The sequence below is a fragment of the Massilia pinisoli genome (assembly GCF_024753285.1).
In the GTDB taxonomy this organism is placed as follows: Bacteria; Pseudomonadota; Gammaproteobacteria; order Burkholderiales; family Burkholderiaceae_D; genus Telluria; species Telluria pinisoli.
Genome location: NZ_JANUGW010000014.1, coordinates 104,434 through 120,445, shown reverse-complemented (window position 1 = coordinate 120,445; position 16,012 = coordinate 104,434). Strand labels below are relative to the sequence as shown.

Below are 16,012 nucleotides of genomic sequence, written 5' to 3'. Positions count from 1 at the left end.
TATACCCTGCACGGGGTTTGATGTGAAATTGATTGAATGGATTTTATCAATTGATTTTAGCTATCACTACCGCATAGGCCGAGCCTATCGCAACGATCGTGAAGCGGCTCAAGCGGGCGTGGCAGCCGCCTGCACGGCCGTCTCCGTGCATGGCAGGATAAGGCTGAAGGTGGCGCCCTCGCCCGGCGTGCTCTCGACCGTCAGCTGGCCGCCGTGCGACAGCGCGAGCTGACGCGAGATGTACAAGCCCAGGCCCAGCCCTTTCGGCTCGCCGCTCTTGGCGCCCCGCTCATACGGTTCGAAGATGCGTTCGAGGAAATCGGGCGCGATGCCCTTGCCGTGGTCGCGCACGGCGATGCGCGCGTTGCAGCCTTCCGTCCGGACGCTGACCTCGACGGCCCCGCCTCCGCCGTAGCGCAGCGCATTCGTCAGCAGGTTGACGACGACCTGTTCGATGCGGAATTCGTCCCAGAAGCCTTCGACGGGCGCGTGCGGCGCCAGCACGACGTTCGTGCCGGCCGCCGCGGCCTGCAGCGACAGGTCGTTGACGACGCGCTCGAGCAAGGCCATCAGCTCGACCTTCGCCGGGCGGATCGACAATGTCCCGCTCTTCATGCGCGACACGTCGAGCATGTCGTCGATCAGGCGGATCATCGCCTTGATCTGGCGCTCGTCGCGCTTGATCATGCTGCTCATCTGTTCCGGATTGAACGCGGGCAGATTGCCCCGCTTCAGCTGCAGGCTGCGCATCTGCGTTTCGAGGAACAGCGTGTTCAGCGGCGTGCGCAGCTCGTGCGCGACGAGGGACATGAATTCATCGCGCATGTGCAGCGAGCGTTGCAGCTCGGCCTGCGTCGCGTTCAGTTCGCGCAGCAGCACTTCCTGCTCGCGCCGCGCCGCTTCCAGCGCCTCCATCTGGCGCCGCATTTCGCGCCGCTGCTGGTCCAGCGTGACGAACACGTGCACCTTGCTGCGCACGGCGTCCGGGTCGAGCGGCTTGTACAGGAAATCGACGGCGCCCGTCTCGTAGCCCTTGAACGCATAGTTCAGCTCGCGGCCCGCGGCGGATACGAACACGATCGGAATGTTCCGGGTGCGCGACGTCGAGCGCATCAGTTCGGCCAGTTCGAAGCCGTCCATGCCCGGCATCTGCACGTCCAGGATGGCGAGCGCGAACTCGTGCTCGAGCATCAGCGACAACGCTTCCTCGCCGGACTGGGCCTGGAACACGAGGCGCTGCTCGTCGCGGATGAGGGCGTCGAGGGCGCGCAGGTTTTCCGGCAGGTCGTCGACGATCAGCAGTTTGCTAGGGTCGTGTGCGCTCATGGTTCATTCGTCTCCAACATGGGCAACAGGGCGTGGATGCGCGCCAATGGCAGGATCAGGTTCGGCTTGCTGCGATGGATGGCGCTCACGGGCATCGTGGGCACCTGCGCATCGGCCGGATCCTGCACGATCGTGAAACCGCCGCGGGCGCGGATGCGGGCCATGCCGTCGGCGCCGTCGTGGTTGGCGCCCGTCAGCAGGATACCGGCCAGCGCGGGCCCGTACGCGTCCGCGCTCGACTCCATCAGCACGTCGATCGCGGGCCGTGCGAAGTGCACGGGCGGCTCGCAGCTGAGCGAGAACGTGCGGTCGCGCTCGACGGACAGGTGGTAGCCGGCCCCGGCGAAATACACGGTACCGGGCACGACTTCTTCCTTGTCCACCGCCTCTTTCACAGGCAGCGGCAAGCGCTCGTCGAACAATTCGGCCAGGCGGCTCTCGCGGTCGCCCGGCAGGTGCAGGATGCAGACCACGGCCAGGCGGAACTTTGCCGGCAGCGCCGGCAGCAGCGCGACGAGCGCGTCCACGCCGCCGGCCGAGCCGCCGATCACGACGGCCTCGAAGCGCCGGCCGCGCAGGACGGCGCGCAACGCATCGTCCGCGACATGGGCAGGCGCGGACGTCATGACGCCACCTTGCGGAACACCCGCTCCCGCTTCGCGAGCGATTCGAACCGCTGGGCATACGTGGAAAAGTCGATGCTTTCCTTGCTGCCGAGGCCGAGGAAGCCGCGGTGGCACAGCGATTCGTGGAACAGCCCCAGCACCCGGTTCTGCAGGCGCCGGTTAAAGTAGATCATCACGTTGCGGCAGCTGATGAAATGCGTCTCCGCGAACACGGCGTCCGTGGCCAGGCTGTGGTCGGCGAACGTGACGTGCTCCACGAGCGCGCGGTCGAACAGCGCGCCGCCATAGGCCGCCGTGTAATAGTCGGAGAATGCGCGCGTGCCGCCCGATTTCTGGTAGTTCTCCGTGTACCGGCGCATCTTGTCGAGCGGCATCACGCCGCGTCGCGCGGCCTCCAGTGCATCCGGATTGATGTCGGTCGCGTACATCTGCGTGCGCTCCAGCAGGCCCTCCTCATGCAGCAGGATGGCGAGCGAATACACTTCCTCGCCCGTGCTGCAGCCGGCCACCCACACGTTCAGCGACGGATACGTCTTCAGGAACGGCACGATGAGCCGGCGTACAGCCAAATAATAATCCGGGTCGCGGAACATTTCCGTAACGGGGATGGTCAAAAACTGCAGCAGCTGCGTGAACGCGGCCGGGTCGTGCATGACGCGCGCCTGCAAGGCCGATACCGTATCGCAGTCCATCGCGCGCATGGCGGCCAGTACGCGGCGCTTTTGCGAAGCCCCCGTGTAGTCGCGGAAATCGTAGTTGTACTTGAGGAAGACAGCTTCGATCAGCATCCGCAACTCGATGTCGACGTCGCCCGGCGGATTGTGCATGGGCTTCTTCAAATGCGCTCCAGCGTCGGCATCCACACGCGCAGCAGCGAGTACAGCCGGGTCAGGTCGATCGGCTTGGCCAGGTAATCGTTGGCACCCGCCGCCAGGCATTGTTCCTGGTCGTCCTTCATCGCCTTCGCCGTGATCGCGATGATCGGGAGGCGCGCGAAACGCTTGTCCTGGCGGATGCGGCGGGTGGCTTCGAGGCCATCCATGCCGGGCATCATCACGTCCATCAGCACGAGGTCGATGGCATCGTTCTCATCGAGCTTGGCGATGGCCTCGAAGCCATTACGGCCCACTTCGACCTTCGCGCCCCGTTGTTCCAGCGCACTCGTCAGCGCGAACACGTTGCGCACGTCGTCGTCCACGAGAAGGATCGTGCGGCCTTCGAACACGCGGTCGCGGCCGCGCACCGTCTTCAGCATCGACTGGCGCTCCGACGACAGTTCCGACTCGACCTTGTGCAGGAACAGCGTCACCTCGTCCAGAAGGCGCTCCGGCGACCGCGCGCCCTTGATGATGATCGAGCGCGAATACTTCAACAGCTCCGCTTCCTCGTCGCGCGTGAGGTTGCGACCCGTGTAGACGATGACGGGCGGGAACGAGCACAGTTCTTCGAGAGACATACGCTTGAGTAATTCATTGCCCTGCATATCGGGCAGCTTCAAGTCGATGATCATGCAATCGAAAATCTGCGTGCGCAACAAGTCCAGCGCTTCCGTGCCGGACCCGACGGCCGCGATCTCGACGTCGGTATCGGAAATCAATTGCACGACGCTGTCGCGCTGGCGCTCGTCGTCCTCCACGAGCAGCACGCGCTTGATGGTCTGCGACGACTTGTCCTTCAGCTTGCGGAACACGTCCTCCAGCTGCTCGCGCGACGTGGGCTTCAGCGCATAGCCGATGGCGCCCAGGTGCAGCGCCTCGCCGCCGTTGTCCTGGCTGGACACGACGTGGACGGGGATGTGGCGCGTGGCCGGGTTGTCCTTCAGCTGTTGCAGCACCGACAGGCCCGACCGGTCCGGCAGGCGGATGTCGAGCAGGATCGCGTCCGGCGTCTCGCCGGTCGCCAGTTCCAGGCCTTCCTGCGCCGTCAACGCGACGAGGCAGCGGAATTCCATGTCGTGCGCGAGGCCGTACAGGATGCGCGCGAATTCCGGCTCGTCCTCGATGACGAGCACCGTGCGCACGCCGGCGGCCGGCTCGGCGCGGTCGTCCGTGAACGCGGCCAAGGTCACGCCCTGCGGCGGCTCGACGGTCGGCGCAGGTGCAGGTGCCGGCACGGGCGCCGGCGCCTGGGCGGCCGGCAGCGCGGGCGGCGTCGCGGCGACGGTGCCGTTGCGCGGCAGGCTGAGGACGAAACAGCTGCCCTCGCCCGGCGTGCTCGTCAATGTGAGCGTGCCGCCCAGCAAGGCGGTCAGGTCGCGCGAGATCGACAGACCCAGGCCCGTGCCGCCGTATTTGCGCGCGGTGGAACCGTCGGCCTGGTGGAAGGCGTCGAAGATCTTGTCCTGCTGCTCGGGCGTGATGCCGATGCCGGAATCCTGCACGGCGAACTGGATCCAGCCGTCCGCGTTGGCGCTCACGTTCAGCATGACCTTGCCCGCATCCGTGAACTTGACGGCGTTCGACAGCAGATTCTTGAGGATCTGTTCCAGCCGCTGGCGGTCCGTGTGGATGCTGGCGGGGACATCCGGCTCGACGTGCACGCGGAAATCCAGCTTCTTCTGGCGCGCCAGCGGTTCGAACACGCGGCCGAGGCCTTCGATGGCGCGGCGCAGCGGCACGTCTTCCGGCACGAGTTCCAGCTTGCCGGCCTCGACCTTGGAAATGTCGAGGATGTCGTTGATCAGGTTGAGCAGGTCGTTGCCCGCCGAATAAATCGTCTGGGCGAACCGCACCTGTTCGTCGTTCAAATTGCCGGCGACATTGTCCGCCAGCAGTTTCGCGAGGATCAATGAGCTGTTCAGCGGCGTGCGCAATTCGTGCGACATGTTCGCGAGGAATTCGGACTTGTACCGGCTCGCCCGCTCCAGTTCCAGCGCACGCTCGCGCAATTGCTCCTGGGCTTGCACGAGCGCGCTGTTCTTGGTGTCGAGGTTCGCGGCCTGCTCGGCCAGCTGTTCGTTCGTCTGCTCCAGCTCGGCCTGCTGGTTTTCCAGTGCCGACTGCGACTCCTCCAGCGCGCGCGACTGCTCTTCCAGTTCCTCGTTCGCCGTGCGCAGCTCTTCCTGCTGCACCTGCAACTCCTCGTTCAGCGCCTGCTGCTCTTCCAGCGCCACCTGCAGCCGCTGGCGGTGCACGACGTTGGCGACCGCGGCGCCGACGGACGCGGCGATCGTTTCCATGAACTGGACGTCGCGCTCGCGTACGCCGTGCAGGAAGCCGATCTCGATGATGCCCTTGATCTTGCCGAAATTCGACACTGGCGCAATGATGAGTGTGTGCGGCGCGGCCTCGCCCAGTGCCGAACCGACCTTGATGTAGTCGGGCGGCAAATCGTTCAACGTGACGATGCGGTTCTCGCTGGCGGCCTGCGCGGCCAGCGACTCGCCCGGCCGCACGATGCGGCCGCGCTCGGTCTCGTCGTGCGCGAAACCATAGGTACCGATGCGGGTCAGCGTGCCGTCGTCGTTACGGAAATACATGGCGCCGACGACGCCCTCGACGTAGCGCGCCACGTAGCTGAGCACGACCTCGGCCAGCGGTTCCAGGCTCACGATGCCGGTCGTCTTCGCGATCAGCTCCGCCTGGCCCGAGCGCAGCCAGGCCTGCTGGCGCAGCTGGTCGTTGTGATCGGCCTCGTCCTGCAGGATGGTGTCGTACGACTTCGACAGCGCCATCAACTCGCGTCGGCCGAACAGGGCGAGCAACCCGGCCACGATGAGGCTGAACGCGAGGAACGCGGCGACGGACCACGCGATCACGGAGCGCGACGTCGCGTTACGCGTCTGCAGGATGCGTTGTTCTTCCAGGATGAAGTCGAGGAACTCGCGCCGGACCTGGTCCGTCAGCAGCTTGCCGCGGCCGCTCTTGATGCTCTGGACGATGTCGACGAAATCGCTGCTCTTGCCGCGCCGCGCGATCATTTCCTCGGCGAACGCCTGCCATTGGCCCTGCGCCGCGCGCACGCGCGCGATGCGTTCGACTTGCGCGGCATTGTCGCCGACGAGGCGGGACAGGTTCGCGAGCTCGGCATCCATGCGCGGCTTGGCCGACAAATACGGGGCGAGGAACTCGTCGTCGCCGGACAGCAGGTAGCCGCGCATGCCCGCTTCCATGTCGGACGACAGCCGGTTCACCTCGTTCGCGCGGCCGATCACGTGTTCGGAATGCTCGACCCAGCTGAGGACGTTGATGAGGTAGGCGATGATACCGACGAACACGAGCGCGCTGAGCACGCCCATGCCCAAGGGCATGGCGACGTTGCGCGACAGGATGCGGCGGAACTGGTCACTATCGATGGTCGAACCAGGCATGCTGTGTCGTTACTCTTATGAAAAAAATATCCCAAGTGTAACGCAAGCAAACAAACCGGCGCGTTCGTTTGAACGTGCATTTTTACCAAGTCGCCGAGATTGGACGGCGTTACAGTGTAATTACGCCGAACATCACCGGAATTGCATGAGTGAGGGCGTAGGGACTATCGCCCCGGCAGGACCGCAGCCAGGTAAGGGGCCGTGCGACTCCCCTTCGCTCGCGCGACCTCCGCCGGCGGCCCCGCCGCCACGACCGTTCCGCCCGCCTCGCCCGCGCCGGGGCCGATGTCGATCACCCAGTCGCACGTGGCTACGACCCGCATCGTGTGTTCGACCATGATGACGGTGTTGCCGGCGTCGACCAGGCGGTCCAGCTGGGCCAGCAGGCGGTCGGCGTCGAGGGGGTGCAGGCCCGTCGTCGGCTCGTCCAGTACATATAAGGTGCCGCCGCGGCCGGCGCGCTGCAGCTCCGTCGCCAACTTGATGCGCTGGGCTTCGCCGCCGGACAGCTCCGTCGCGCTCTGCCCCAGCCGCAGATAGCCGAGACCCACTTCGCGCAGCACGGACAACGGCCGCGCGACGCTCTCTTCCTCTGCGAAGAACGCATGGGCCTCGTCGACCGTCATGCCCAGCACGTCGGCGATGTTGCGGTCGTGGTAGCGCACGGCGAGCGTGTCGGCGTTGTAGCGCGCGCCGCCGCACGTGGGGCATGGCGCGTACACGCTCGGGAGGAACAGCAACTCGACCATCACGAAGCCCTCGCCCGCGCAATGCTCGCAGCGGCCCTTCGCCACATTGAACGAGAAGCGCCCGGCGTCGTAGCGGCGCTTCTTCGCGACCGGCGTGGCGGCGAACAGTTTTCTCACCTGGTCGAACAGGCCCGTGTACGTGGCCAGGTTCGAGCGGGGCGTGCGGCCGATCGGCTTCTGGTCCACGCGCACGAGGCGGCGGATGCCATGCAGTGGGCCTGCGATGTGGCCGACGGTGGGGATGTCGGCCTCGCGCTCGAGGTCCATGCCATCCTCGGGCTCGTCCTCGGCTGCACCTTGTCCCAGCGCCGCGCCGACGAGGTCGACGAGCACCTGGCTCACGAGCGTCGACTTGCCCGAGCCGGAGACGCCGGCCACGCCCGTCATCACGCCCAGCGGGAACGCGACGGCGAGGCCGTGCAGGTTGTTGCGCGTGACGTTCTCCAGCTTGAGCCAGCCGGTCGGCGCGCGCGGCGTGCGCGCGGCCGGGCGCACGGCGTCTTGCGCATCCGTGAACAGATAGCGCCGCGTGTGCGAGCCCGCCACGGCGCGCAAGCCGTCGGGCGGACCGCTGTACAGGATCTGCCCGCCCTTCTCGCCGGCCTGCGGACCCACGTCGACGATCCAGTCCGCGTGGCGGATCACGTCCAGCGCATGTTCGACGACGAACAGCGAGTTACCGGCCGCCTTCAGCCGCGCGAGCGCGTCCAGCAGGGCTTCCGTGTCCGCCGGATGCAGGCCGGCCGACGGTTCGTCCAGCACGTACACGACGCCGAACAGGTTCGAACGTACCTGCGTGGCGAGGCGCAGGCGCTGCAGCTCGCCCGGCGACAGCGTGGGCGTGCTGCGTTCCAGCGCCAGGTAGCCGAGGCCCAGCGCCAGCATCGTGTCGAGCCGCGCGCACAGGTCGGCGGCGATGCGCTGCGTGACGATCAGCTGCTCCGGATGCTTGCCCGTGCGCGCCTTGCCTTTGGGTGCGGTCCCTTCCGCGTACGGCCGCAGCAGTTGAGCGAGACGTTCCAGCGGGACGCGCGACAAGGTCATGATGTCCATGCCGGCAAACGTCACGGACAACGCTTCCCGGCGCAGGCGGCGGCCCTGGCACAGCGGGCATTCCGTGCTCACCATGTAGCGTGCCACGCGCTTCTTCATCGAGGCACTTTCCGTGTTCGCGAACGTCTGCAGCACGTAGCGGCGCGCGCCGCTGAACGTGCCCTGGTAGCTGGGCGTCTCCTTGCGCTTCAGCGCGCGCCGCGTCTCCGCCGGCGTGAGCCCTGCGTACACGGGCACGGTGGGCGTCTCGTCCGTGAACAGGATCCAGTCGCGGTCCTTCTTCGGCAGGTCTCGCCACGGCGTGTCGACGTCGTAGCCCATCGTGACGAGGATGTCGCGCAGGTTCTGGCCGTGCCACGCGGGCGGCCACGCGGCGACGGCGCGCTCGCGGATCGTCAGGCTGTCGTCCGGCACCATCGATGCCTCCGTCGCGTCGTACACACGGCCCAGGCCCGAGCATTCGGGGCACGCACCTTCCGCCGTGTTCGGGGAAAACGATTCGGCGTACAGCAGCTCCTGGCCGGGCGGATAGTCGCCGGCGCGCGAGTACAGCATGCGCAACGAGTTCGACAACGTGGACACGCTGCCGACGGACGACCGCGTCGTCGGCGTGCCCCGCTGCTGCTGCAGCGCGACGGCGGGCGGCAGGCCGTCGATGTCGTCGACTTCCGGCACGGGCATCTGGTGGAACAGCCGGCGGGCGTAAGGCGAGACGGATTCCAGGTAGCGCCGCTGCGCCTCCGCGTACAGCGTGCCGAAGGCGAGCGACGACTTGCCCGAGCCGGAGACGCCTGTGAACACGACGAGGGCGTCGCGCGGGATGTCGAGGTCGACGTTTTTCAGGTTGTGCTCGCGCGCGCCGCGTACGCGCACGTGGCCCGCCAGAGTCGCCTTGCTGGATGGATCACGCATGCGCGCAGCTCCCGATGTCATCACGATGGCGTATTGCAGCACGCCCGGACAGGGCCGTCGGTGCGCTCGCCCACCATCAGCGCAGCGATTCGAGCGCCACGCACATCCTGTCGACGCCGGCCTCGGGCGCGAACCGCGCCGTCACGGCCCGCGTGCGCGCGTCCAGCCCGGGCGCCGCCAGCAGCGCGTCGAGCGCGCGCACGAGCCGGTCCTCGTTCAGGCGCGCAGCGGGCAGGCTCGCGCCGACACCGAGCGCCGTCACGCGGGCGCCGTTGTCGAACTGGTCGTGCGCCAGCGGTACGACGAGTTGCGGCGTGCCCGCGCGCAAGGCTTCGGCCGTCGTGCCGATGCCGCCGTGGTGGATCAGCGCCGTCGCATGCGGCAGCAGTGCCGAGAGCGGCACGTAGTCCTGCCACAGCATCGTGTCCGGCAGGTCGGCCGGCACCTGGTCGCGGTGCGGTGTGAGGAAGACGGCGCGCCTGCCCAGGCGCGCGGCCGCCGCGTGCGCATGGCGGAAGTACGCGGCCGCCTGTGTGTTGCCCGTGCCGTGCGTAAACACGAGCGGCGGCGGGCCCGCGTGCAGGAACGCGGCCAGTTCGGGTGCCAGCTGCGCGCCGGCGTTCGGATCGAACAGGGGAAAGTCGCCACGTACGAGGGGCTGCGGCCAGTCCGGATGCGTGGGCGCGAACCAGTCGGGGAACAAGGTCAGCGACAGGTCGGGTACGGTGGCGATCCAGTCCATCAGCGATGCGGCCGGCGCGAGGCCGTGCGCGGCCCTTGCCGCGTTCACGTCCGCCAGCGCGACGGGATCGATGAAGCGCCGTCCCACCCAGCGCCAGAACGCGCGCCGCGCCGCCAGCGGCACCCACGCGGGCACGCGCCACGGCCCGATCATCAGCGGGTCGTGCACCGTCATGAGGTTCGCGGGCGCCAGGTAGGCCGCCGCGATCTTCACGCCGGGGTGAACCACGCGGCACAGGTCAGCCTCCGGCAACGCGAGCGGATGCACGAGCAGCACGCAACGCTCGTCCGCCGGCAACGCCGCGACGAACGGCACCACGCACGCCATCGCGGGCCGCGTCGCGCGCCAGACGACGCCGAAGCCGCGCGTCGGATGCCACAGGTCCGGGTCGTGCAGTACGCCCTCGTCAACGGGCAGGCCCGTGAACGGCAGTCCGGCCGCCCGGACCCACGGGCCGTGCGGCTCGGGCGCGAGGAAGCTGACGCGGTGGCCGCGTGCGTGCAGCCGAAGCGCCAGCGCGAGGAAGGGGAACAGGTCGCCGGCCGAGCCGATGGTGACGACGACGTAGCGGGTGGGATCGATGGCGCCTCCGTGTTTTGCGTTGCCGCTACTGTACGCGAAAGCGTGCGGCTGGCTGGCGTGGCAAACATCGAGCCGCAATCAATCGGTGGTCTGGAATTGTCCACGTTTCGCGCGCTGGTCGCTTACTTGGGACTTGGCACTCGGCTACCTGCTCGACTGCCAACCTGATGAATATGCAATCGATTAGGTGCACGCCCCGGTCGAAGATTTGGCATACGCCGGTGGGATAGCACCGTGAAGAACTAGACAACGCAGTCGCCCATAATCAGTGCAGTTAAGCACTTCTTGTTTCCAATCAGAAATTCAATGGTCGTCATCGTATAGTCTTCACTGGTCGGGAGCACATACGTCCACAAGTTATTTCGCTGTTTTCTTTGTTCGTGTATCGATTACCGAAAGAGATGAGAAATGTCGAATATCGAAGTGCCGAATTCGCTATTGTTCCGTCGGGAAGCAACAGCGTCATTGGGGCAGCAATGGCTCGGTACGATTCATCTGGCACAGCCATTGTCCTCCTGGCTGATTTCCGGTTTAGCCTTTGTCATTCTCCTTGCATTCATTACGTTTGTACTCGTCGGCACGATTACAAAGAAGGCTCGTGTTACGGGCATATTAGTGCCGGGAAAAGGAAGTTTGGTAATCAATGCTCCGAACGCCGGCGTGTTGGTACGCACTTATATAACTGAAGGGCAGCGAGTGCGGGCGGGCGAGCCTCTGTTCGAATTATCGACCGAGCGCCAAGGTAGCCGTGGAGAATTGACTGCTCTGATCGCCCAGCAGTTGAAGAGCCGGACGAGCAGTCTCGAAACGGAGCGGCGGTTACGTCTTGCCCAGAATGAGGAGCGCAAGACGGTGTTAACGCAGCGTCTTCAAAGTTTGAATGCTGAAGCGAACCAACTGGCACAAGAAACTGAATTGATCAAGCGCCGCCTGGCACTCGCGCAGCAAACCTTGCGCAAATACGAAACCCTGCAAGCAAGCGGATATTTTTCTGCAGCGCAAACCCAGCAGCAGGAAGAAGCTGTGATCGATTTGAGCACACGTCTGGCAAACGAGGGCCGCACCGCGGCGCAGTTGCGTGCCACCCGTCTCGAGGTCGAGGGTGAACTGGTCGCACTGGCGACATCCTTGGCTACTGATCTTGCTCAGCTACAGCGAGCACAAGCTTCGCTTGAACAAGAAATTGCTGAGAATAATAGTCGTAAGTCCGTGCTGATTACCGCTCCGCAGGATGGGAAGTTAACTACGATTACTTACCAGGCGGGCCAAGCGATCAACGGTGGGCAGACATTGGCCACGCTCATCCCTATGCGGTCGGATAACGCAGATGGTGCGACGGAACTGGAAGTGCACCTGTACGCGCCCAGCCGGACTGCGGGCTTCGTTGCACGGGGGCAGAACGTATTGATCCGTTATCAGGCATTCCCATATCAGAAATTCGGACTGCAAAAAGGTATCGTTATTGACGTAAGTGCCACGCCCTTTGCTCCGAATGAGTTACCGCAAAATTTGGCGAGTACGATATTAACGAACGCACAGCAAAACGCAAGGGAAGGAAGCGGTGGGGAGGCCCTGTATCGGATTAAGGTGCGTCCGGAAAAACAGACAATCCAAGCATATGGCCGGTCGCAATACCTGAAGCCTGGCATGACGCTGGAAGCGGACGTTATGCAAGATAGTCGAAAGATATGGGAATGGATAGCCGAGCCGTTACTAGCAATTGCCAAATAATACATGTCGATATGGACCTTGCAAGAAAGGTGCTTTCCAGAAAAAGTTATGGTGCAGTTCACGGTGGCAAGTAGCGGTGGTGCAAACTGTCTTGCCATTATTTTTCATGAAAGACGGATACTGACGATGAAAGTCGTACTGCAAACTGAATCCAGCGAATGTGGCTTGGCAAGCTTGGCGATGGTGGCGAACTATTACGGCTATCGTGTTGACTTGGCTGAACTGCGGCGCAAGTTTTCCGTCAGTCTGAAAGGGGCGACACTCGAACATTTAATGCGGCATGCGTCGGCGCTACAACTGGCATCGCGCCCGCTGCGCTTAGAGCTGGAGGAGCTGGAGCAATTACAAGTGCCATGTATCCTGCATTGGAACATGAACCATTTCGTCGTTCTAAAAAAAGTCAGTCGCCGCCTTAATGGCAAACGCGTCGTCACGCTGCTTGACCCCGCAGTTGGCGAATGCAGCTTGCCCTTGAGTGAAGTGTCCAAGCATTTTACCGGCATTGCCCTGGAACTGACACCCAGCGCCGACTTTGTTGTAGGGGACGAGAGAAAGCGCGTCGCTATTCGCGACTTAACCGGCCGTATTACTGGGCTGCGCCGCGCCCTGATCCAAGTAATCGCACTTGCATTGGCGCTCGAAGTATTTGCTATTGCCTCACCTTTGTTTAATCAGTTCGTCATCGATGACGTGATCGTCAGCGGCGACCACGATTTGCTGAAGGTATTGCTGCTCGGTTTTGGTCTACTGACTGTGACCCAGACAGTCATTAGCCTAGCGCGCAGTTGGTTCCTGATGCGATGGAGCATACACATCGGGCAGCAATGGGCGATTCGCCTATTCGGGCACTTGACTCGCCTCCCCGTGACGTATTTTGAAAAGCGCCATCTGGGCGATATCGTGTCGCGCTTCGGTAGTATCGGTGCGATTCAGGGGACGCTAACCAGTCTGTTCGTGGAAAGCCTCGTGGATGGCCTGATGGCGCTGATTGCGCTCGGTATGATGTTGATGTACAGCCTGTCATTGTCTGCCGTCGTGCTGGCGGCGGTGGTAGTGTATGCGCTCTTGCGCTGGGCTTTTTACCAGCCGCTGCGGGACGCGTCGCAGGAGCGTCTGGTGTTGGGAGCCAAGGAAAACAGCCATTTCCTCGAGACGCTGCGCGCTATCACACCGCTCAAGTTGTTCGGCCGGGAGGCCGAGCGCAGGGCACGCTGGCAAAACCTGCAGCAAGACGTCATCAATCGCGATGTCCAAACCCAAAAGCTTGGCATTCTGTTCAAGGTGGCAAATACCGCAATTTTCGGCATACAGGGACTTGCGCTGTTTTACCTGGGTGCGGATGCCGTGATGCAGAACGCCTTGACGGTAGGGATGCTGATGGCATTTACCAGCTATGCAGGCACTTTTTCGGGCCGCCTGTTCAGCCTGATTGACGTGTTTTTCAGCCTCAAAATTCTGAGCCTGCATGCGGAACGATTGGCGGATATCGTCATGGAACCGGCGGAACACGAAGTGGAGCAGGAATCGGACCTGAGCCGTCTACGGTGCGATATCACGTTGAAGAACGTCAGATTCCGCTACGGTGAAGGCGAACCATGGGTGCTCAACGGGGTCGATTTGCATATCCCTGCCGGCCAAAGCATTGCCTTGGTGGGACCCAGCGGCTGTGGCAAGAGCACGCTGTGCAAGATCATCTTGGGCTTGCTACCTCCCACCGAAGGGGAGGTGCTGATCGACAATACCCCGATCACACAACTGGGCTTACGCGCTTACCGCCAACTAGTGGGAACCGTGATGCAGGACGATGTGTTGCTTTCAGGCTCACTGCAAGACAACATCGCATTTTTCGATGCCCGCATTGACCAGGCGCGTGTCGTGGAATGCGCCCGCTACGCTGCAATCCATGACGAGATCGCCGCTATGCCCATGGGCTATCTAACGCTGGTGGGAGACATGGGAAGCAGCCTTTCTGGCGGCCAAAAGCAGCGCCTACTTTTGGCCCGTGCGCTGTACAAGCAGCCAAAGATACTCGCGTTGGACGAAGCCACAAGTCACCTGGACATCGACAACGAATTCAAGGTGAATCAAGCACTCCATCAGATGCCGCTCACGCGCGTGGTGATAGCGCACCGTCGTGAAACCATCGACGTGGCCAAACGGGTAGTTCTGCTGCAGGGCGGGGTCGCAACGGTGTTGCGCGGACCCCAGCCATCTGGTTCTGAGCAAAGAACAGTTGGAGCGGAGCTTTTAATGTCGGACTTAGCGCCATGCCCCAGGAATGAGGCCATTGACTGAAAAATCGGCTGATTAGTTAGTTCCATTACAAAAACCGAAACAGCAATCATTGGAGATTATGGCGCATTTCTTAAAGTTGGGATGTCGCTGAAGCATATACTCAACAGAATCACCGTACACTGATCGATTGGAAAATCTGTTCCATAGTGAGTGTAACGGAGTAAGCGTACCGGCACTTCGCGACGGTACAAATGACGGCACCACGTAGTTAGTGGATTAAATTAACTTTTATCAGGAAATAAAATGCGCAAATTATCTCTTATCGAAATCAATTTGGTGTCTGGCGGCACGGATCAAGTAGTAGTTAATGGAAAAAGACAATCAATTGACGCGCACAACGGCTTTACTCTATCTTCGATAAGTTCCTTGCCGCTCACCGGCGGAGCAGCCGTGCGTATTGCCGGAGAAGGTATGGGGTGCGCCGTTGCCGTTAACAGCGTGAAAAAAAAGCCGACACTAACGAACGCCGCTACCGCCGCTACGGCTTGCAGTAACGCATTTACCGACACATTAGAGTCAGTGGATTGGAATGGTTGGGGGACGGCTATTGGCAATATGCAATCGGCGCAATCCAATGCATTGTCACACGCCGCGCAAAAACAAAACGGCAGATGAGTCTGCATCACATGGCGTATTTAGCGATATTTATCGCCAGATGATATTTAACTAACCAATCGCGCCCCAACTTAATTGGTTGGGGCGCAAACGGAAATCCAGAGCAGATGGAACATGTAAAAAAAATCAACGCTTGGCTTTTTTTGCCTGTTTTATTCGCAGCAAAATTATGGGCTGCGATATATAAAGGCAATACAGGACCATGGAACCTCGCAATCATGGTCACTTGTGCATTGCTGTTGCTGCTGTACGCCGAAAGGCATACCGTTATGCGAAGTATAGTTTGGCAGGGCGTATTATTTATTTCATATATAGCACTTGTTCTGTATATTTTGTTCGCCCTCGGGCTCAGAGGAAAGGAATTATCTTTCGTAAAATCTTTAATTCCTTACAACCTTTTGCCAATGTTTCTAATTAATTCGTTTGGCGCAGCCGTTTTAGAAGAAATCATGTTCAGAAAGCTTCTTCTGCGCTCACTTTTAAAAAGGATGAGGCCGATATACGCCATATTTTTATCCTCGCTAATCTTTTATCTTTGTCACTTCTCAATAATGGCAACAATCATAGTCAGCGGGATTTTTTATGCAAGCATCGCTCTTAGATGGAATTCACTTTTGCTGGCAATAGGAATGCATACTATATATAATTTCCTCGGAAACATGGCAATATCTGTTAGCCAAGTATCTGTCACTATCGCAGGGGGCCTTAACGCCTACCAAGTGTTGCGTGGAGCAGCCTCCCTTTCCCACTTCACATTCATTGTCGGGTACTTCACAATGATCTTTGCTTTTGATATTGTCTCCGGCTGCGTAACCAAAATAAAAACGAGGAACAAAAATAGAAGAGCTTGCGTCGCAAACTGAACGCAACAAAGGCGCTTTCTTGCGGCCGACTACCGACTAACCGCCGGGTTTCTCTGAGGAACGCGACAACGAATAATTAATTCCTGGCTCCTGTTTCGAATTCCACTTGTTCGAGGTGTAACGGTATCGGCCTGGACATAAGCTCCCGAGTTCGGCATTACGAATTGTCACCGTGTAGGATTGATAGCGGGCATAGTCGGTCTTCGCGG

The 16,012-nt window shown here is 61.8% G+C and carries 10 protein-coding genes; 4 read left to right on the top strand and 6 right to left on the bottom strand.

Annotated features, from left to right (window positions below):
- Nucleotides 1-108: 108 nt before the first annotated feature.
- The 6 genes from NX784_RS18595 to NX784_RS18570 form a co-directional block, all read right to left on the bottom strand.
- Nucleotides 109-1,326: a hybrid sensor histidine kinase/response regulator gene (locus tag NX784_RS18595; RefSeq protein ID WP_258818188.1), complete on the bottom strand. Its 1,218-nt coding sequence runs from the start codon at nucleotides 1,324-1,326 to the stop codon at nucleotides 109-111.
- Entirely contained in the window at nucleotides 1,323-1,952 is a 630-nt protein-coding gene (locus NX784_RS18590; RefSeq protein ID WP_258818187.1) for a chemotaxis protein CheB, read from the bottom strand. Before NX784_RS18590 ends, NX784_RS18595 begins: the two co-directional genes overlap by 4 nt.
- The gene (locus tag NX784_RS18585) at nucleotides 1,949-2,779 is read right to left on the bottom strand and encodes a CheR family methyltransferase (protein WP_258818228.1); all 831 of its coding nucleotides are present in this window, start codon (nucleotides 2,777-2,779) and stop codon (nucleotides 1,949-1,951) included. Before NX784_RS18585 ends, NX784_RS18590 begins: the two co-directional genes overlap by 4 nt.
- An 8-nt stretch (nucleotides 2,780-2,787) precedes the next feature.
- Entirely contained in the window at nucleotides 2,788-6,261 is a 3,474-nt protein-coding gene (locus NX784_RS18580; RefSeq protein ID WP_258818186.1) for a response regulator, read from the bottom strand.
- 164 nt (nucleotides 6,262-6,425) lie between these two features.
- Nucleotides 6,426-8,975 carry an excinuclease ABC subunit UvrA gene (locus NX784_RS18575; RefSeq protein ID WP_258818185.1) on the bottom strand — a complete coding sequence of 850 codons (2,550 nt, stop codon included), beginning with the start codon at nucleotides 8,973-8,975 and terminating at the stop codon, nucleotides 6,426-6,428.
- Between the two features lie 76 nt (nucleotides 8,976-9,051).
- On the bottom strand, nucleotides 9,052-10,377 hold the full coding sequence (locus NX784_RS18570) for a glycosyltransferase (RefSeq protein WP_258818184.1): 1,326 nt from the start codon (nucleotides 10,375-10,377) through the stop codon (nucleotides 9,052-9,054).
- 330 nt (nucleotides 10,378-10,707) lie between these two features.
- Here NX784_RS18570 and NX784_RS18565 point away from each other — a divergent pair, with 330 nt between their 5' ends.
- The 4 genes from NX784_RS18565 to NX784_RS18550 all read left to right on the top strand — a co-directional run bounded on the left by NX784_RS18565 (nucleotide 10,708) and on the right by NX784_RS18550 (nucleotide 15,803).
- A complete protein-coding gene (locus NX784_RS18565) occupies nucleotides 10,708-12,030 on the top strand; it encodes an HlyD family secretion protein (protein WP_258818183.1) in 1,323 nt (440 codons plus the stop codon).
- Nucleotides 12,031-12,156: 126 nt separating this feature from the next.
- Nucleotides 12,157-14,325, top strand: coding sequence for a peptidase domain-containing ABC transporter (locus NX784_RS18560; protein ID WP_370662949.1), 2,169 nt, complete (start codon nucleotides 12,157-12,159; stop codon nucleotides 14,323-14,325).
- Nucleotides 14,326-14,568: 243 nt separating this feature from the next.
- Entirely contained in the window at nucleotides 14,569-14,940 is a 372-nt protein-coding gene (locus NX784_RS18555) for a hypothetical protein (protein ID WP_258818181.1), read from the top strand.
- A 107-nt stretch (nucleotides 14,941-15,047) separates the two neighbouring features.
- Nucleotides 15,048-15,803, top strand: coding sequence for a CPBP family intramembrane glutamic endopeptidase (locus NX784_RS18550; RefSeq protein WP_258818180.1), 756 nt, complete (start codon nucleotides 15,048-15,050; stop codon nucleotides 15,801-15,803).
- Nucleotides 15,804-16,012: the final 209 nt, after the last annotated feature.

Bases quoted from the DNA above. Each gene is read 5' to 3' on its own strand.
- NX784_RS18580 (WP_258818186.1), bottom strand. From the start codon at position 6,261: ATGCCTGGTTCGACCATCGATAGTGACCAGTTCCGCCGCATCCTGTCG.
- NX784_RS18550 (WP_258818180.1), top strand. From the start codon at position 15,048: ATGGAACATGTAAAAAAAATCAACGCTTGGCTTTTTTTGCCTGTTTTA.
- NX784_RS18555 (WP_258818181.1), top strand. From the start codon at position 14,569: ATGCGCAAATTATCTCTTATCGAAATCAATTTGGTGTCTGGCGGCACG.
- NX784_RS18590 (WP_258818187.1), bottom strand. From the start codon at position 1,952: ATGACGTCCGCGCCTGCCCATGTCGCGGACGATGCGTTGCGCGCCGTC.
- NX784_RS18595 (WP_258818188.1), bottom strand. From the start codon at position 1,326: ATGAGCGCACACGACCCTAGCAAACTGCTGATCGTCGACGACCTGCCG.
- NX784_RS18565 (WP_258818183.1), top strand. From the start codon at position 10,708: ATGTCGAATATCGAAGTGCCGAATTCGCTATTGTTCCGTCGGGAAGCA.
- NX784_RS18560 (WP_370662949.1), top strand. From the start codon at position 12,157: ATGAAAGTCGTACTGCAAACTGAATCCAGCGAATGTGGCTTGGCAAGC.
- NX784_RS18585 (WP_258818228.1), bottom strand. From the start codon at position 2,779: ATGCACAATCCGCCGGGCGACGTCGACATCGAGTTGCGGATGCTGATC.
- NX784_RS18575 (WP_258818185.1), bottom strand. From the start codon at position 8,975: ATGCGTGATCCATCCAGCAAGGCGACTCTGGCGGGCCACGTGCGCGTA.